Source organism: Photobacterium sp. GJ3 (assembly GCF_018199995.1).
Lineage (GTDB): Bacteria > Pseudomonadota > Gammaproteobacteria > Enterobacterales > Vibrionaceae > Photobacterium.
Map to the genome: position 1 here is coordinate 2644461 of NZ_CP073578.1, position 20482 is coordinate 2664942.

A 20482-nucleotide genomic window follows, 5' to 3' on the forward strand; every position below is an offset into this window, starting at 1 on the left:
GCTGGTGAGAATCAATCCTGACGGTATTGCCTGCCTCCTTCACTCAGTTATGTACTCATGTACACGCCTTCGTTCAGTGCGTGGGCGGCTTTGTCAGCCTTGATTCTTCCTGCGCTACCCTGGGCACGCAGTTCGGGACAATCTCTGGAAAACTGTCTAGTGTTCTCAGCACATCATTCAAGTGCTTATGGAGTCCGTACTTCAAACCCTTTGGGTGTTGTATGGTTAAGCCTCACGGGCAATTAGTACAGGTTAGCTGAGCGCCTCACAACGCTTACACACCCTGCCTATCAACGTTCTAGTCTCGAACAGCCCTTCAGGAGACTTAAAGTCTCAGGGATGACTCATCTCAGGGCCAGCTTCCCGCTTAGATGCTTTCAGCGGTTATCTGTTCCGAACTTAGCTACCGGGCAATGCGTCTGGCGACACAACCCGAACACCAGCGGTTCGTTCACTCCGGTCCTCTCGTACTAGGAGCAACTCCCTTCAATCATCCAGCGCCCACGGCAGATAGGGACCGAACTGTCTCACGACGTTCTAAACCCAGCTCGCGTACCACTTTAAATGGCGAACAGCCATACCCTTGGGACCGACTTCAGCCCCAGGATGTGATGAGCCGACATCGAGGTGCCAAACACCGCCGTCGATATGAACTCTTGGGCGGTATCAGCCTGTTATCCCCGGAGTACCTTTTATCCGTTGAGCGATGGCCCTTCCATTCAGAACCACCGGATCACTATGACCTGCTTTCGCACCTGCTCGAACCGTCATTCTCGCAGTTAAGCGGGCTTATGCCATTGCACTAACCTCACGATGTCCGACCGTGATTAGCCCACCTTCGTGCTCCTCCGTTACGCTTTGGGAGGAGACCGCCCCAGTCAAACTACCCACCAGGCACTGTCCGCACCCCGGATAACGGGGCGACGTTAGAACATCAACACGACAAGGGTGGTATTTCAAGGACGGCTCCACAGATACTGGCGTACCTGCTTCGAAGCCTCCCACCTATCCTACACATGTAGGGTCAATGTTCAGTGCCAAGCTGTAGTAAAGGTTCACGGGGTCTTTCCGTCTAGCCGCGGGGACGCAGCATCTTCACTGCGATTTCAATTTCACTGAGTCTCGGGTGGAGACAGCGTGGCCATCATTACGCCATTCGTGCAGGTCGGAACTTACCCGACAAGGAATTTCGCTACCTTAGGACCGTTATAGTTACGGCCGCCGTTTACCGGGGCTTCGATCAAGAGCTTCTCCGAAGATAACCCCATCAATTAACCTTCCGGCACCGGGCAGGCGTCACACCGTATACGTCATCTTTCGATTTTGCACAGTGCTGTGTTTTTAATAAACAGTTGCAGCCACCTGGTATCTGCGACTGCCAGCAGCTCCAAGAGCGAGTCTCTTCACCGCCGGCAGCGTACCTTCTCCCGAAGTTACGGTACCATTTTGCCTAGTTCCTTCACCCGAGTTCTCTCAAGCGCCTTGGTATTCTCTACCCGACCACCTGTGTCGGTTTGGGGTACGATTCCTTACTATCTGAAGCTTAGAGGCTTTTCCCGGAAGCATGGCATCAATGACTTCACCACCGTGGTGGCTCGACATCGGGTCTCAGCCTGAAGATGGTCCGGATTTGCCTAAACCATCAGCCTACACCCTTGAACCGGGACAACCGTCGCCCGGCCCACCTAGCCTTCTCCGTCCCCCCATCGCAATAGTAAGCAGTACGGGAATATTAACCCGTTTCCCATCGACTACGCCTTTCGGCCTCGCCTTAGGGGTCGACTCACCCTGCCCCGATTAACGTTGGACAGGAACCCTTGGTCTTCCGGCGTGGAGGTTTTTCACCCCCATTGTCGTTACTCATGTCAGCATTCGCACTTCTGATACGTCCAGCATGCCTTACAGCACACCTTCAGCCGCTTACAGAACGCTCCCCTACCCAATACGATAAATCGCATTGCCGCAGCTTCGGTGTATCACTTAGCCCCGTTAAATCTTCCGCGCAGGCCGACTCGACCAGTGAGCTATTACGCTTTCTTTAAATGATGGCTGCTTCTAAGCCAACATCCTGGCTGTCTGAGCCTTCCCACATCGTTTCCCACTTAGTGATACTTTGGGACCTTAGCTGGCGGTCTGGGTTGTTTCCCTCTCCACGACGGACGTTAGCACCCGCCGTGTGTCTCCCGGATAGTACTTACTGGTATTCGGAGTTTGCAAAGGGTTGGTAAGTCGGGATGACCCCCTAGCCTTAACAGTGCTCTACCCCCAGTAGTATTCGTCCGAGGCGCTACCTAAATAGCTTTCGGGGAGAACCAGCTATCTCCAGGTTTGATTGGCCTTTCACCCCTAGCCACAAGTCATCCGCTAATTTTTCAACATTAGTCGGTTCGGTCCTCCAGTAAGTGTTACCTCACCTTCAACCTGCCCATGGCTAGATCACCTGGTTTCGGGTCTAATCCCAGCAACTGTACGCCCAGTTAAGACTCGGTTTCCCTACGGCTCCCCTAGATGGTTAACCTTGCTACTGAAATTAAGTCGCTGACCCATTATACAAAAGGTACGCAGTCACCCCATCACTAAGCCACCTCTGCTTGATTTTGTGTGTTGACCAACGCTGCGCGTTGTTAACCACAGTCAAACTGAAGTTCTTGCTGTCACTAAACTGCAATAGCTTAGTGATGGGGCTCCTACTGCTTGTACGTACACGGTTTCAGGTTCTATTTCACTCCCCTCACAGGGGTTCTTTTCGCCTTTCCCTCACGGTACTGGTTCACTATCGGTCAGTCAGGAGTATTTAGCCTTGGAGGATGGTCCCCCCATCTTCAGACAAGATAACACGTGTCCCGTCCTACTCGTTTTCACGTTTAAGGTATCGTCGGTTACGGGGCTGTCACCCTGTATCGCGGCACTTTCCAGAGCCTTCACCTGACACAAAAAACGCTTAAGGGCTAATCCGGTTTCGCTCGCCGCTACTGCCGGAATCTCGGTTGATTTCTCTTCCTCGGGGTACTTAGATGTTTCAGTTCCCCCGGTTCGCCTCATCAGGCTATGTATTCACCTGATGATAACTGCTTATGCAGCTGGGTTTCCCCATTCGGAAATCGGTGACTCAAGTGGCTCTTACTGCCTCATCACCGCTTATCGCAAGTTAGTACGTCCTTCATCGCCTCTGACTGCCCAGGCATCCACCGTGTACGCTTAGTCACTTAACCATACAACCCCAAAGGGTCTGTATCGCAAACAACCAAGGTTTGATTTGTTTCGCCGGACTCACTTTGTGTTCACTTTTGAAAGTGAAGACAAAAAATACAAGACACTTGAATGTGTATTGCTTGAGAACTCTGTTTCTTTCGAAACAGTTTGATTCAATCGTCATATCGATTGAATTACTAGTCAGCTTTCCAGATTGTTAAAGAGCATTGTGAATTATCAAGTGATAACCACTTTTTAAAGATTCTTAAGGAAAAACCTTGAAAGAGTGGACCCAATGATTCTGAGACAAGGCGTGAGGTTCCGACGTTTAGGTTGCTAAACGAGGAATCGCACAACGCGGTATCAGAGAAATTGGTGGAGCTAAGCAGGATCGAACTGCTGACCTCCTGCGTGCAAGGCAGGCGCTCTCCCAGCTGAGCTATAGCCCCATCGAGTATTGCAAGAGTGTTCAACCACTGTGTTTGGGAAAACAGTGGTGGGTCTGAGTGGACTTGAACCACCGACCTCACCCTTATCAGGGGTGCGCTCTAACCACCTGAGCTACAGACCCTTCTCTTGCGCTCTTTACATTTTAACCAGGCAATCTGTGTGGACACTGCGTCAACAACGCAGTCTTTAGGTAAGGAGGTGATCCAGCCCCAGGTTCCCCTAGGGCTACCTTGTTACGACTTCACCCCAGTCATGAACCACACCGTGGTAAACGCCCTCCCGAAGGTTAAGCTATCTACTTCTGGTGCAGCCCACTCCCATGGTGTGACGGGCGGTGTGTACAAGGCCCGGGAACGTATTCACCGTGGCATTCTGATCCACGATTACTAGCGATTCCGACTTCATGGAGTCGAGTTGCAGACTCCAATCCGGACTACGACGTACTTTGTGGGATTCGCTCACTATCGCTAGTTGGCCGCCCTCTGTATACGCCATTGTAGCACGTGTGTAGCCCTACTCGTAAGGGCCATGATGACTTGACGTCGTCCCCACCTTCCTCCGGTTTATCACCGGCAGTCTCCCTGGAGTTCCCACCCGAAGTGCTGGCAAACAAGGATAAGGGTTGCGCTCGTTGCGGGACTTAACCCAACATTTCACAACACGAGCTGACGACAGCCATGCAGCACCTGTCTCAGAGTTCCCGAAGGCACCAAAGCATCTCTGCTAAGTTCTCTGGATGTCAAGAGTAGGTAAGGTTCTTCGCGTTGCATCGAATTAAACCACATGCTCCACCGCTTGTGCGGGCCCCCGTCAATTCATTTGAGTTTTAATCTTGCGACCGTACTCCCCAGGCGGTCTACTTAACGCGTTAGCTCCGAAAGCCAGTGTTCAAGACACCAACCTCCAAGTAGACATCGTTTACGGCGTGGACTACCAGGGTATCTAATCCTGTTTGCTCCCCACGCTTTCGCATCTGAGCGTCAGTCTTTGTCCAGGGGGCCGCCTTCGCCACCGGTATTCCTTCAGATCTCTACGCATTTCACCGCTACACCTGAAATTCTACCCCCCTCTACAAGACTCTAGCATGCCAGTTCCAAATGCGATTCCGAGGTTGAGCCCCGGGCTTTCACATCTGGCTTAACACGCCGCCTGCATGCGCTTTACGCCCAGTAATTCCGATTAACGCTCGCACCCTCCGTATTACCGCGGCTGCTGGCACGGAGTTAGCCGGTGCTTCTTCTGCAGCTAACGTCAAAGATGGTATCTATTAAACACCACCTCTTCCTCACTGCTGAAAGTGCTTTACAACCCGAAGGCCTTCTTCACACACGCGGCATGGCTGCATCAGGGTTTCCCCCATTGTGCAATATTCCCCACTGCTGCCTCCCGTAGGAGTCTGGACCGTGTCTCAGTTCCAGTGTGGCTGATCATCCTCTCAGACCAGCTAGGGATCGTTGCCTAGGTGAGCCGTTACCCCACCTACTAGCTAATCCCACCTGGGCCAATCTTAGCGCGCGAGGCCCGAAGGTCCCCGCTTTGCTCCCATCTCGTAAAAGAAAGGAGATTATGCGGTATTAGCCATCGTTTCCAATGGTTATCCCCCACACTAAGGCATGTTCCCAGGCATTACTCACCCGTCCGCCGCTCGCCGCCCATCAACGCACCCGAAGGATTGGTGATGTCGCTGCCGCTCGACTTGCATGTGTTAGGCCTGCCGCCAGCGTTCAATCTGAGCCATGATCAAACTCTTCAATTAGAATTTTGTTGCCTCTCCGAAGAGAAGCGGCTCAGTGATTACTGATGTTTCAACCGAAGTTGAAACGAATTGACTGTGCCGGTAACTCTTTCAAGAAAGTGCTACCAATTGGTCACTCAGTTCACTGATAAAATCTTTTGACTGTATCATTGTCGAGTGCCCACACAGATTGCATGGTCAAATTGTTAAAGAACGTTTTGTTATCCCGTGAACCCGTTCGGTTTATCGTGACAACGGAGGCGCATTATAGAGAGATGTTCTCAGAGCGCAATAGTTTTTTTTCGAATTTATTCCCACCTGAACACTTAATAAACAAAAAGAGACCTAATGCCTCTTTTTGTTTATTTTTCCCCCTGATTTGAAGGGATTTGTATCACCTGAAGACTTTAAGCTTGTCGCTGGTTCGGGTGAGTGATTGGAATGGCAGATAATAGCTTTCGGGTGTAATCAGCCTGGGGAGCTGTATAGATCGCTTCCGCGGTTCCCTGTTCAACAATTTTACCAAAGTACATCACAGCAACCCGATCCGAAACATGCTTCACAACCGATAGATCATGGGAAATAAAAATCACCGCTAAATCCATCTCTTTTTGTAAAGACAACAGCAGATTCAGAATCTGCGCCTGAACCGAAACATCCAGTGCCGAAACCGACTCGTCACAGATGAGGAGCTTCGGTTTCAAGGCGATTGCCCGGGCAATACCGATACGTTGCCGCTGCCCTCCTGAAAACTCATGCGGATATCTGTCGACTGAAGAAGCGGGTAAATCGACTTTATTCAGCAGTTCCAGCACCCACTGCTTACGTTCAGCCGGGGTGCCAATGCGATGAATAATGAAAGGCTCTTCCAGAATCATCCCAATGGTATGACGCTGATTCAGTGATTCAAGCGGATCCTGGAAGACAATCTGCATGTCTTTTCTTAAAGGGCGCATTTGCCTGGCTGACAAACGGGTAATGTCTTGCCCCTCAAAAATAATCTTGCCGTCTGTTGGCTCAAACAACTTTAAAATGGTCCGGCCAAGGGTGCTTTTGCCACAACCGGACTCACCAACCAGGCCGAGCGTTTCCCCGCGATTTAAAGAAAAAGACACGCCATCAACTGCTTTAATGACATACCCCTTCTTTAAAATCCCTTTCCCTGAAACAAAATGTTGTTTCAGGTTTTCAATACGTAAAATTTCGTCCATGACGTCACTCTGACTGCAAACAACAAAATAACCTGTCAGCTTTCTTTGAATTCAGGAAACAGGCTCGGGTCAATGGGCTCAAATGGAATCAGTTGCTTTCCGGGCCTGTCCAGACCCGGCATCAATCCCATCAATCGTTTGGTATATGGATGCTGTGGGCTGTCAAACAGTTCAAACACATCGGCTGTTTCCAGCACTTTGCCGCCATACATCACCGCAACATCATCACAGATTTCAGCCACGACCCCTAAATCATGGGTGATGAAAATCATCGCCATGCCCGTTTCAGCCTGAAGTAACTTCATTAATTTCAGGATTTCAGCCTGAATCGTGACGTCCAGTGCGGTCGTGGGCTCATCGCATATCAGAACATCCGGCTTACAGGCCAACGCCATTGCAATCATGACACGCTGACGCATCCCGCCAGACAGATTATGCGGATACTCATGCAAACGCTTTTCCGCCAGAGGGATCTGCACTTTCTTCAGCATCTCCAGAGAGTACTGACTGCGTTCTTTCTTACTGAGTTCCGGACGATGCAACGCCAGCACTTCATTCAATTGCTTGCCAATCGTCTGGACCGGATTCAGTGCCGTCATCGGATCCTGGAAAATCATGGAAATACGATTGCCGCGCATGGCATACATTTCGTTAGGAGACAGTCCCAGTAAATCTGTATCCCGATAGAGCACTTTACCTTGAGTGACCCGCCCATAGGGCTGCGGAAGCAGCCCCAGGATCGACATGGCGGTGACACTCTTACCCGAACCGGACTCCCCCACCAGCCCGAGCGTCCTTCCTTTTTTCACATCGAATGACACACCGTGGAGCACTTTGACTTTGCCATCATCGGTGCTGAATTCAGTTTCCAGATCCTGCACACGCAGGATGATTTCATGATGATTCATACAACACTCCAGCCCGGATCAGAGCTTATATTCCTCTTCCAGAATGGTCACAGGCGTGAAGCTTTTACCCGATTTCATCGCGGCCTTGGTTTCTTTTTTAAGGCTTTCATCAATCCAGTAAGTGCCCAGATCACGGAATGTGCCGGACGGAAACAAAAACTCAGTTGATTTTGTCATGGCAGGCTGCGGGATCTGTAACCAACGCCAAAAAGCTTCCCTTGCATAAGGACGCATATAACCGGGTACAATCACGCCAGCGTCAGCAACAATGGCTTGAATCTGCTTGGCATGGACTTTCTTCTTCTCCAGATCAAACTCTGTCCGATATGCCATGATCAGGCGATCCAGTTCAGGCGTGCTGAAGTTCGTGAAGTTGTTGTTCTGCGGCTTGTTCGCATTGGTGGAATGGAAATATTCCCAGTAAGCCGGAATTTCAGCGGTCCCCATTGAATGGAACGACAATTCATGCTTTTTCTCCAGCACATACTTAAAGGCTGAAGACCCATCAATCAGGTTCAGGGTGAATTCCAGGCCAGCCAGCTTCGCCTGCTCTTTCAGGTAAGCAATTTGCGGCGTTAAATAGCCATAGCTATAAGTTATCCCGAACGACAGGCGTTGCCCTTGTTCATTCACACGAATCCCGTCCGGCCCGATCTCGCCAAAGCCAGCTTTTTCAAAGTGCGCAATGGCCTTCGCCGGATCAAAGGACGGAGCTTTGATGGCTGCATTGGTGTAGTCACCGTGACCAATGCCCATCGGATTCGGCTTACGCACGACATCGCCGCGTAACACTTTCTCGATCAGACCATCGAAATCCGTCGCCAGGGCAATCCCTTTGCGGACTTCCAACTGATCCAGCAGAGGTTTTGCAGTGTTGAGCCAGAGCCCCCCGGCCCCAATAGGCACCTGGTTGTATCCCCAGAATTTGTGGATGTAGCCTTGCTCAAAGTTCGCGGTTTCGGTTTTCTCACGCCACAGCTCCGGGGTATCGAGCCAGAATGAATCCAGATTGCCTTTCTCAAAATGCTGGCGGGCAATGTCTTTGTCACGAATCACTTTGATTTGGATTTTATCGACATTGTACCGATGCAGATAATACGGGTTGCTGTACCCCCACCAATCTTTACCGACATGTTTGAAGGTGATGGACTTCCCTTTCTTCATGCCATCAACATAATAAGGTCCTGCAGATGGCTCAGGTTTAAAGTTGTAATAACGGACAAAGTTATCCTGAATGCCGTCGTGATTTTCATCTTTTTTCGGGCGGTAGAAATGCGCCGGAATTGGTCGCATGTTGGTATACAACATCAGCTCTTCAGCGTTACGCTTTTCTCCGGAGACAACAGCAAATGTGCGTTCATCGTACTGAATCACGTCCTCAATCTGCTGGGTATAAAAGGTGTTATACCAAGGCGCGACAATGTCCTTGGAACGCATGAAGGTCAGCACAAATGTAAAATCTTCAGACGTGATCGGCTCACCATCAGACCATTTTGCATTCGGGTTAATCCGGAAATACACCGTTTTATTGTCGTCGCCATAGGCCCATTCCGAAGCAATATCCGGGATCCAGGCTTTGGTGTCAGGATGGCGGGTCACCGCAGACGGACGACTGTCTAACAACCAGGGGCGGAAACGACCATTCGAATCCGGGCCCACCACCCGGAAAGTTTGCGGAAAACTTTCAATATAAGTGTGGAATGTACCACCGAATTTCGCCTGTGGTGACGCAAATCGAGGTTCGTGCAGATTCGATTGCCAGTTCAGATCAGCCGGTAAGTCGGCTGCCATCAGCAGTGAGCTGCCAAACGTCATTGCCAGAAGGGCAGATAGGCTTAGTGTCTTGTTCATCATACGTCCTTGTTGTATGGCTACTCTCTTAACTATAACGGGTAAATTTCTTGGGATCGAAAGCCGCTCGGACACTTTCGCCAATAAAGGTCACCATCACCAGCACGGCAACAATCGCGGTGACCACAGTGATCACAATCCATGGAGAATCCAGATTCGATTTCCCTTGCTGCAGCAAGTCGCCCCAGCTGGGTGTTGGCGGCATCAGGCCCAGCCCCAGATAATCCAGAGCCGTCAGTGCCGTGATATTTGCTGCAATCGTGAAAGGTGCCAGCGTCACAATCATGACCATCACATTCGGTAAAATATGCGCATACAGGATCCGCCAGTTCGAGGCTCCGATGGCTTTCGCAGCCATCACATACTCTCTGGCCACTTCTTTATAGGTCATGGTCCGCATGTACCAGGTCATCCCCATCCAGCCAAACAGCACATTGATGGCGACGAATAAGGTAAATGTAGGCTGTGTGATCGAGACCAGAATCATAATGACGTATAAAAAGGGCACCATGGACCAGATCTCAATGAACCGCTGGACCAGCAGATCGAACTTGCCGCCCCAAAACCCCATCGCACACCCAACGGCCGTCCCGATGGCATAAGAAATCGCCATCGTCAGTAACGCAAACCCCATGGTGATCCGAAAGCCGTAGACCAGCCGGGCCAGAATATCCCGGCCAATGGTGTCTGTCCCCAGATAATGCTGAGCGTCCGCATCCGGTGCTGTCGGGGGGAAATCACCACTGAAATCCTGCTCAAGCGGATTCCAGGGCACCAGTGGCATCACCACAAAATCGCCCTGGTTCTGCTGAGCAAACAATTGCTTTAATTCGCGGTATTGCGTTTCGCTTTGATAGTCCTGACCGAACTGGGTGCCGGGTAGTACATCACTGACAACCGGGAAATAATATTCCCCCTGATATTTCACCATCAAAGCTTTGCTGTTGATGAAAAATTCAGCAAAGAAAGAAAAAATCAGCAAGGTTGTTAAGATCAGTAAAGACCAATAACCACGTTTAATTTCTTTGAAACGGAGGATCTTTTTCTTCGTTAACGGGCTTAGGGATAACATTTTATTCTCCGAACTTCACACGCGGGTCAACCAAAGCAACACAGATATCGGAAATAATATTTCCCAGCATCAATAACACCGCATTAATGGCAACAATCCCCATCACAACCGGATAATCCCGCTCCATAATGGATTCATAACCCAGCAGCCCAATGCCATCGATATTAAAAATTACCTCTATCAGGAAAGAGCCTGTCATGAAAAACAGTAATGAATTTCCAAAATGGCTGGCAACCGGGATCAGACTATTTCTTAATGCATGGCGGCGAACAGCTGTCGGAAACGGTAAACCTTTGGCAATCGCTGTCCGGATATAATCGGCAGACAAGGTTTCCATCATATTATTTTTCATGGTCATCGTGAGTGTTGCGAAATCACCAATCAAATAACAAATGAGCGGTAAACAGGCATGCCAGAGAATATCTTTCATTTTCAGCCACAGACTGTCATAGTCATCAAAGTCATCCCCGACAAATCCCCCCATCGGAAACCACTCCAGCTGGTAACTGAACAACGTAATCAATAACACCCCGACCACATAACCGGGTAAGGCGTAGCCGATAAAAATGAGGATGGAAGAGGCCGAATCGAAATGGCTGCCATGTTTCAGGGCTTTATAATACCCCAATGGAATGGAGATAAAATAACTGAGGAAAAAGGTGACGCCACCATAGAACAGGGAAACCGGCAACCGTTCCATGATCATATCCCAGACCGGTTCGTAATAACGCGTCGACAAACCAAAGTCCAGATGAATCAGCTTTGACAGCCAGTCGGTGTAGGCTTCAAACACAGGTTTATCCAACCCGTAAAATGCATTCAGCTCTGCGAGCTGTTCTTCTGATAATGCGTTGCTTTGACCCGACATGGAAGGCGACATCGACATCCCCTGCTGGGCCTGAATGCTGGACAGCATCCGCTCAACCGGTCCACCGGGGACAAAGCGCGTTAACGCAAAAATCAGGACAGTAATACCAATAAAAGTTGGGATCACAAGCGCCAAACGGCGCAAAAAATACGACAACATCCCTGTTTATGACTCCCTGTCATCAAATTCCTTTCAGCCTTTAGCAGTATAGCAGTTGTTTTACCGGCTTTTTCAGCCTGAAATTCAGCGCAAACTTACTATAGACACGATGCAGCCCAATTTAACTCAACCACGATGACAATCAATAGACCGAGTTCAAAACTAACTCACACATAAATGAATAAAAGGGTCACATTCAACCCCGAGCACAAAAATGCATCTATCGGTTTTATATGCTCCATTTCAAATTATCCCACCATCATTCACACATCAAGCAGCATAAAAAATTAACTCCAATGAACCCCATACCAGAGAAGTCTGGAAAAACCATAAATAACAAACTTATCAGCAAAAACTGTAATTTGAAGAAGTTTTGGAATCAATATATCTAATTCAGCCATTCAAACAGGCAGGTTCCATGACCTGCAGATTTATTTGGTGAGACAAGGAAAGTCTTTATGCATCCCAGTACAAAAAAGTATTGTTATTGTTATTTCGGTATACCCGCCCTGATGTTTTCAGCATTCAGCTCAACCCAATCCTTTGCGGAAACGCCTCAGTTTCAATTGGGTGGAAAAATCACGCTCTCACATCTCACCAATGGTTATGAAAAAACAAGTTACAAGAGTGAGCGATCGAATCACTGGACAGGTACGCTGAGTGCTCGAGTTTCAGAGGATCATCTGTTTTACCTGTCCGGGGGTGGTTATAAGCAGCTGGAAGATAAAACAGGCACCTACCTGACGGATACTGTGCTCGGTTACACCCAGCCGGAACTGTTCAAAATCGGAGACAACACTGCTTCCAGCCTGAATCTGCAGTTCACAGTGCCAACATCTGAAACGTCGCAAAAACAGGAACTGATCACGGCATTGCGCCTGACGGTACCGCTGAGTTACCGCGATGGAAACTGGTCGGCCAGCATTGCGCCCAGGCTCAGAAAAAACCTGCATCAATACACCACCGCTGGCGGCAAAGCGCTCACCAGTTGGATCAGTTCGCTGCACCTGAGCAGCAGTTATTCATTCTATGACTTCACGCTGAGCGGCTCATTACTTGGCGGCACCAGCTGGTCGTATGAAGGCACCCGACGCAACTGGGACTACGGTGGCTCCGCAGCCCTCAGCTATCAGGCCATGAAAAATCTGGCTGCTTCCCTCTCTGTCTCCACTTCCGGTGTCTACTACGATGCCGAAAGAGGGACCCTGGGCAACATTGATCTCTTTGACGAGCGTAAGGCGACTTACACCATGTCATTGATTTTTTCGTTTTAATAAAAGGAATTGAAATGAAAACGCGTTTCATGCTTTCTGCACTGACCACGGCCTTGCTGGCCGGGTGCGGTGCAGATGACAACGACTACAAACTTGTCGACAAAAAACCGGAACAAATCACCCGGGATGCGCTGAAAACCGATCAGGTGTATTTATATATGCCGTCGATGGGGAAAGCACCCCGCTATGCCGTGAGTATGGCGCCTTTCATACAAGGGCAGGAAAAACTGGTTCGGGTGATCTATACCGAAGCCGGACTTGAGGTGCGTGAGATCAGCCCGGATGCCATTTCTCAGGCACAGCTTGAACAGCCAGAAAGCATTCGCTGGAATGATGTCGAAAGTCACCTGAGCCCGGTGCTAACCATTCCCGGCTCCTATCAGGCCTATCAGTGTAAAGAAGATGCTTTCGGGGATTGTACCAACCAGGAAGAAGAAAATAGCGATCCTAATGTTCAGTGGAAAGACAAGCCGTTCTTTACCCCAGACTTTACTCAGGTCAAAGTGACCGAACGTGTCATGGATGATCTCTTCACCTATTCCAATGGCTGCTATACACCCGTCGGCGCGCCTCGGCTTGCCCGTGAATGGCAAGGCTATGAAGTCAGCCCGGATGGCAGCATCAATCTTGAACTGGAACAGGATTATCAGATCACCAATAAACGTCGTTGCCTGCTCAACGCGCTGTTCGATCGCAATGATTTCAATTTCAGCAAACTGAGCTTTACGGTCAGTAATTTTTACTCTTTGGTGCCTTTGGATAACATTCGCAGCAAAGATTACGATCCGGTTCTGTATCCTGAAGGGGACGAAAATCAGTTCGGCATGTTCGCCACCTATGCTGCTCGTCCGAATCATCACGGCAACAGCTATCTGGACGACAGTAACCTGCAATACATGCACCGATTCAATCCGGCGATGAAGTCGATTGATTATCATCTGTCCGACAGCTTCAACCTCAACGAAAACACACGCTTTTATAAGCAAATCACGATTGATGTCGTGAACCGTATCAATCCGCAGCTTCAAAAAGTCGGTGTACCGCCAATCCGCCTGCATGAGCCCTCCGGCAAACACTCTGGTGACTTGCGTTATAACGTGATCAACCTGATTGATGAGCCCCTGGAAAACGGTCTGGCCGGTTATGGTCCATCTGCCGTCAACCCGGTGACCGGTGAAATCGTCCACGCACATGTCAACCAGTATTCCGGAGTGCTTGAAACCGGTGTCCATGCCATGTGGGATTTCATTGCAACGGCATACAATGGCGGTACGGTACAGGCGATCACTTTCCCTGCGCCTGCAGAGGCACCATCCGCAGAACCCGTTGCACCTGAAGAGACAAGTCACAGCGCAACCGCGATTGGTGATGTTCAGCACACCACCATGGATACATTGGACATCCCACCAGCCGAGCTCGCTAAACCGACTGCTGTCACACAGGATCTGATTGAAAAAGAGATGCAGCAGGTACTCTCGATGGACCAGAGCGATCTGAGTACCCATGAGTTACTGGTTCTGCAGGAAATCGAACAACGATTCTGGTCTGAAAACAATATGTATCCGGTGTCTGCCCTGTGGTCCAGCGCGACCCAGAAAGTACTGCCGGAAATGACCGTCGCCGGTCTGGCCATTGATTTCCGGAGCCCGAACGCATATGTCTGGCGTGATGAATCCCGTTCGACCCTGAAACAATGGAACGAGTTTGACCCTGCGCAGCAACATCATATCGGGCGTGTTCTGGCCGGTATTTTCTATGCGAAAACACTGGTCCATGAACTGGGACACAATCTGGGTCTGCGTCATAACTTCAAAGGCAGCAACGATGAGCCGAACTTCTTTACGCAGGAACAAGCGCATGATCACGGCCTAAAAACAGTTCCGGCCTACAGTTCCATCATGGATTACAACCCGTCCATTCTGGATGCCCTGCCCGTATTTGGCATGTATGACTTAGCGACACTGCGTTTTGCCTACAAGCGTGAGCTGGAATATGTCAAAGAAAGCAGTGACCCAGAGGCAACCCCAGCCGCGCAATACTTCTCTCTGCGCGATTACGACCAAAAACTGCACCAGCAATTTTTTGATCCAAACCAGAGCGTCGACTTCCACTTAAGTGATGGCGTGATCAACGCAGCGCTTCAGGAAGGCCAACTGCACAACCAACATTCAAAAGACAGTGAACGCAATCTGATGCGTAAGTTCAAGTTCTGCACGGATGGGCATGTCTCTCTAAATACCGACTGTAACCGTCATGATGAAGGCCGAAATCATGCCGAAATCAATGCCTTCAACTGGCAGCGTTATGATGAACAGCTGACGTACCGAACTACCCGCAGTGGCCGGAAAGACTTTGACGAAAATTCCTTATCCAACTATGCGCTGGGCCGGTACCGCACCTTCATGAGCTGGCGGGATGTCATTGAAACCTTTAACCGCCATAGCAAATACGTGAAAAAAAATGGTGCATCATACCGGATATTCACCGCATTGTATCATCCCGGCTGCACAACGGCACCGAAGTTCAAACCTTCAGACTTTGCCCACGACTTACACTGTGGTGTCCCAACTGCTGTCGATCAATTACGTCACCGACTGATGCGCGTGATCCTGGAACCGGATCATGTGTGTGAGCTGAAAGATACTGCAGAGAACACCTTCAGTTATCAGACACTGCAACAGATCCTCGAAACCAGAACACTGCGCTATCAATTTGAGCCGGGTGAAATACCACAAAGCTGCTTCCACCCCCTGATTCTCGCACACTTCGCTGACCAATCGCAGGAAGTAACCGCCGAAGCAGGCCGGATGCTGAACAGCGGAAAAGCGCCGGTTACCCGATACAACAAAATTGGCGAGTTCGACTACTACGGTTTCTGGCCGGATAAATTTGCCGCCATGGCGACTCTGGTTGAACGTCAGGGCTTGCGTCGGACCACCCAGCGTGCAGATCTGTCTTTAGCAGATTTACAAACACTCTATTTGGATGGCACCACAGTCCGCGATGAGGACGGCATGAAAGTATTGCTGGATGACATCCTTTTCGGTACAGCAACCAGCTATCAGAAATACCATGCTGATCTATTTACCGATCGCGATGGAAATCCGGTGACACCCCAAGGTGAATTCACATGGTTTGAAACCAACAGCATGATTGAAGAGGCCCCCCTGTATGCATCCCGGCTAAAACGTTTATATGATTTACCGGAAAGCGGAAAATACAGCCAGATTGAAGCGCTGCTGAATATTGTTGTGAAGTTCAGCCTGCGTCACGACAACCCATATTCGGATGGGATTCGTCTGGCGCGCTATATTTCCGTCAGAGGATCTGATAACAACCTGAAAGGCGAAGTGGAATATGAACGTAAAACAGGTGAGCTCGTATATGCGACCAGAGATAATGCCGCCGCATATAAGATGATTTCATCCATTCATGAATATGCAGATTTGATTGACGAATCCATTGATAATACAACACTCTCTTTGAAATACCTGAGTGTTGAAGATTTCAATGATCCAGAGCGCCGGGCTGTCATGGATAAAATGATGACCCGTTATCATGCTGTATTAGCAGTACTACCAACACTCAACCGCTAACCCAGCGCGATTCAGCGATAAGAGCGCCCCAAAAGCCAGTCAATCTTGACTGGCTTTTTCTTATTTATCATTAAGATAAAGCCAACCCGACTCAGTTCAACAAAGACAGTCAATACAAAAACCATTCGGGTTAAAAATATCTCAATTCGAAAAAGTCACGCCCTTTATCAATACAGACAAAAATATTAACCTCGCATCATATAAAAATAAAACATCGACAAAAGGACGACCCCATACTATCAGACATATCAAAATCACTAACGATTATCATATTTTTAGTATTTTATTAATTATTCGTTATTTCAGAAATGAAGAGTCTAAAAATATAATCCATTCGATGAACCATCTCCAAAAATATCTGGTTCCAGGAATGAATGTTGATAATCATCCGACATAAGATCATCAATTTATTTTTTCAATAACTTTCAACCAACGCTTGCTATTTTTTTAAACATAAGGATTTGTCATGAAATCGGGAAGATTTTTTCTCTCTCTGATCACAACCGCGATATTATCGGGTTGTGGTGCAGACGACAAAGCATACCAAACAGAAGATAAACCTCTTGAACAATTTCATCGCAGTGCGCTGAAAACCGATCAACTTTATTTATACCTACCCTCCATAGGTAAAGTGCCCCGCTATGCCGTCAGTATGGCCCCGTTTAAACAAGGTGAAGAGAAAGTCGTTCGCTTATTCTATGGCGAGGAGGGCGTGGAAGTCCGGGAGGTCAGCGCTGATCTCATTGCCCAGCATCAGGCCGAACAGGAAGACAGTATCCGCTGGGACAAGCTGCGCCACGAATTGCCGCCAGTTATTCTGATGAAAGGCAAGTACCAATCGTACCGCTGTAAAGAAGACAGCTATGGCGACTGTACAAATCAGGAAGAACTGAATACCGACGTCGATCTCAGTTGGACTGAGAAACCCTTTTTTACCCCGGATTTCAATCAGTTTCAGGTCATCGAGCGCGACCGAACCGACTATTTTGTTTTCTCCAAAGGCTGTATCACGCCGATTGGCGCGCCCCGACTGCCTGATCCCAGCGACTGGCAGGGTTATGAACTCAATGAAGATGGCTCACTCAATGTCGAACTGGAACAGGATTTTCAGGTCACCAACAGCCGTCGCTGCCTGATTAATGCCCTGCTCAAAGGCCATAACAAGTTTGATTACAGCAACCTGAGTTTCACCGTCTCTCATTTCTATTCACTGGTCCCGCTGGACAATATCCGCAGCCAGGATTATGAGCCCGTGTTGTACCCTAAGGGTGATGAAGATACCTTCGGCTTTTTTGCCAACACCATCTCCAGACCCGATCAGCTGGGCAATGCGCAACTTGACGGAAATGATATCAAGTACTTGCAGCGGTTCAATCCGAACTTAGCCACGATCGACTATCACCTATCGGACAGCTTCGATCAAAACGAAAAAACACGCTTTTATAAGCAAATCACTCAAGAAGTCGTGGCGCGGATCAACCCGCAACTGAAGAAAGTTGGTGTGCCAGAAATTCGCCTGATCGAGCCCTCGGGCAAGCACTCTGGCGATCTGCGTTATAACGTGATTAACCTGATTGACGATCCTCTGGAAAATGGTCTGGCTGGTTATGGTCCGTCGGCTGCCAACCCACTCACAGGTGAAATCGTCCATGCACATGTCAATCAGTATGCCGGGGTCCTGGAGGGACTTTCCCACTACTTCTGGGAAAAACTGGTGACGCAGTATAACCGGGGCGGTATTGTCCCGATGAGCACACCGGAAAAGCCCGAAGAGGATGCCACGACAGCGGCAGATACGCTGCACGCAGGAGCGATTGCGGAGACAGCCACACTGGAAGTCCATACACACGCGCCACATGAACTGACGGCACAGCCCTATGAGGATGAAGCCAGTCAGCAGCCCGCAATCCCGCTTGACGATCTGTTTCAGGAATTGGCCACTTATCATGACATCCATGATGAGGAACTGGATTTACCGACTCTGACCCGCTTGCAGGACCTTGAGCAGCAGTTCTGGTCGGAAAACAACATGTACTCCGTGGATAATCTTTGGGTGAGTGTGACGTCCAAGCAATTGCCGACAGCCACTGTGGCCGGGCGTGCCATTCAGTTCCAGGATCCCAGCCTCTGGCAGGACGGTGCCGTCGGCCAGCATCTGAAACACTGGCAGGATCTAACACTGACGCAGCAAAAAGACATTGGTGAGATCCTGACCGGGATTTACTATGCCAAAACGCTGGTCCATGAGCTGGGCCACAACCTTGGGCTACGTCATAATTTCAAAGGCAGCATTGATGAGCCCAATTACTTCACCCCGGCAGAAGCGCATCAGCACGGCCTGACCCATGTGCCGTCTTACAGCTCGATTATGGATTACAACGCATCGATCATGGACGCCTTGTCGGTCTTTGGCATGTACGATCTGGCAGCCCTGCGGTTCGCATACAAGCGTGAAGTCGAAGCCCGTACGTATTCTGAGGATACAAACGCCCCCCAAACTGCCAGTTATGTCTCGCTGGAAAAATACGATCGCCAGTTGTTTGAGGGCTTTTTTCATCCCAAAGCACATTATCTGGATCCGTCACTCAGCAACGGGACAATCCGGGCAGCCCTGAACGCTGGTGAGCTGGATAATCGCTGGAGCGATAAAACGGAAGGCGATAAAGTTATTCGCGAATTTGAATACTGCACCGACGGTCATGTCCGGCTGAACAGCGACTGCAACAAACACGATGAAGGACGCAATGTTGCCGAAATGCTGGCCTATCACTGGCAGCGATATGACGATCAGCTGGATTACCGCACCAACCGCAATCATCGGCTGAACTTCAAGGAAAGCACGTTAGAAAGTTATGCCATTGGCCGACTCAAGCACTTTATGTCTTGGCGCGAGGTACTCCAGACTTTTGCGGATCATCGCAAGTCGGGCAATTGGCCTGATCGTTGGACTGATCAATACCGGATCATCCATATTTACTTCAAAAATGATCCGGGTGAAGACTGCTCCGGGACTTCGACCAAAGCCAGCTATCAGCCGACCCAGTATCTGTATGAAAAATACTGCGCCGTGCCACGAGCGGTCGATCTGCACCGTCATCAACTGATTCAAGTGATTCTTCAGCCGGATCATCTCTGTGAGCTTGAAGATGCAGCAGGGGAAATCACCTATCGTCCACTCAAAGACATCATGTCGGTTTTTAGCGACCGCAAGTTATATCGTCAGGGAGATGTCCCGAGAAGCTGTTTCCACCCAGTGATCAAATCAGTCCTGGCGCAGCAGGGATTCACGGTAACCGCAGAAGCAGGACGATTCCTGAACAGCGGAAAAGCGCCGAATGTCAATCCGAAGTTTAACTATGTGGGTTACTATGACTATCTGGGTTACTGGCCAGACAAATTTGCCGCCATGGCCACACTCATGGACCGGAATGGTGTCCGCCGGAGTACCAATCGCGCGGAGCTGTCACTGGCTGATTTCCAGGGTGTGTATTACAATAACGGCAACAAAGTTTACACCAGCCCCATCATGGAATGGCTGTTGCGAGACATCGTGCTGGGCACCCAGCGGACCATCGGGACTTACTATCCGCAATTCTTTCAGGATGCTCAAGGCAACCCGGTGACGGCGCGAGGTGAATTCCCGTTATTTCGTCCGGACACCATGGTTGAACCCGCGCCTTACTATGCCCGCCAGTTGAAGCGGTACTATGACCTGCCGGAAAAAGGAGAATACAGCGAGATTTCAGCCCTGCTGAACATCGTGGTGAAATTCAGTGGCAGTGATACCGGCAACACCTCTTATGGGACTGAGCTGGCACAATATGTGTCTGTACAGGACTACCGCCACGATGTCGCAGGCGCACGTACCTATACCCTGCTCACCGGAGAAAAGCTCTATGCCTACAAAGAAAATGTTCTGGCCTATGAGATGATTGGCAGCATCATCGATTACACCAAGCTCAAAAATGCTGCGGAAGGGGAAACGCCAGCATTGTTCTACCTGAGCCAGGAAGCGTTCAATGACCCGGAAAAGCGTCAGGAAATGGATGCACTCATCCAGCGTTATCGCGACGTTCTACCGCTGCTCCCTAAGTTCCACCTGTAATCGCCATCCAAAAAACAAACAGGTCGCTCAGCGACCTGTTTTTTATTTGCTTTGGTGAGCG

Annotated in this window: 8 protein-coding genes, 2 tRNA genes and 2 rRNA genes; 3 read left to right on the forward strand and 9 right to left on the reverse strand. The window is 49.6% G+C overall.

Features of this window, described 5'->3' with window-relative positions:
- Positions 1-221: 221 nt before the first annotated feature.
- From KDD30_RS12190 to KDD30_RS12230, 9 genes are all read right to left on the reverse strand, one after another.
- A 23S ribosomal RNA gene (locus KDD30_RS12190) occupies positions 222-3212 on the reverse strand.
- A 353-nt stretch (positions 3213-3565) separates the two neighbouring features.
- A tRNA-Ala gene (locus tag KDD30_RS12195) sits at positions 3566-3641 on the reverse strand.
- Between the two features lie 45 nt (positions 3642-3686).
- Positions 3687-3763, reverse strand: a tRNA-Ile gene (locus tag KDD30_RS12200).
- Between the two features lie 70 nt (positions 3764-3833).
- Positions 3834-5398 (reverse strand): 16S ribosomal RNA (locus tag KDD30_RS12205).
- The 16S and 23S rRNA genes sit together here with 2 tRNA genes alongside, the layout of an rRNA operon.
- 386 nt (positions 5399-5784) lie before the next feature.
- On the reverse strand, positions 5785-6588 hold the full coding sequence (locus KDD30_RS12210) for an ABC transporter ATP-binding protein (protein WP_211646106.1): 804 nt from the start codon (positions 6586-6588) through the stop codon (positions 5785-5787).
- 35 nt (positions 6589-6623) lie between these two features.
- A complete protein-coding gene (locus KDD30_RS12215; RefSeq protein WP_211646107.1) occupies positions 6624-7496 on the reverse strand; it encodes an ABC transporter ATP-binding protein in 873 nt (290 codons plus the stop codon).
- Positions 7497-7514: 18 nt separating this feature from the next.
- Positions 7515-9347: an extracellular solute-binding protein gene (locus KDD30_RS12220; RefSeq protein ID WP_211646108.1), complete on the reverse strand. Its 1833-nt coding sequence runs from the start codon at positions 9345-9347 to the stop codon at positions 7515-7517.
- Between the two features lie 28 nt (positions 9348-9375).
- Positions 9376-10419, reverse strand: a complete 1044-nt coding sequence (locus tag KDD30_RS12225; RefSeq protein ID WP_211646109.1) for an ABC transporter permease — start codon at positions 10417-10419, stop codon at positions 9376-9378.
- Position 10420: 1 nt separating this feature from the next.
- A complete protein-coding gene (locus tag KDD30_RS12230; RefSeq protein WP_211646110.1) occupies positions 10421-11446 on the reverse strand; it encodes an ABC transporter permease subunit in 1026 nt (341 codons plus the stop codon).
- Positions 11447-11904: 458 nt separating this feature from the next.
- On the opposite strand from KDD30_RS12230, the gene KDD30_RS12235 reads away from it, so the two are divergent.
- From KDD30_RS12235 to KDD30_RS12245, 3 genes are all read left to right on the forward strand, one after another.
- On the forward strand, positions 11905-12720 hold the full coding sequence (locus KDD30_RS12235; RefSeq protein WP_211646111.1) for a hypothetical protein: 816 nt from the start codon (positions 11905-11907) through the stop codon (positions 12718-12720).
- A gap of 14 nt (positions 12721-12734) precedes the next feature.
- Positions 12735-16316, forward strand: coding sequence for a zinc-dependent metalloprotease (locus tag KDD30_RS12240; RefSeq protein ID WP_211646112.1), 3582 nt, complete (start codon positions 12735-12737; stop codon positions 16314-16316).
- A gap of 466 nt (positions 16317-16782) precedes the next feature.
- Positions 16783-20421, forward strand: a complete 3639-nt coding sequence (locus KDD30_RS12245) for a zinc-dependent metalloprotease (RefSeq protein WP_211646113.1) — start codon at positions 16783-16785, stop codon at positions 20419-20421.
- Positions 20422-20482 lie beyond the last annotated feature (61 nt).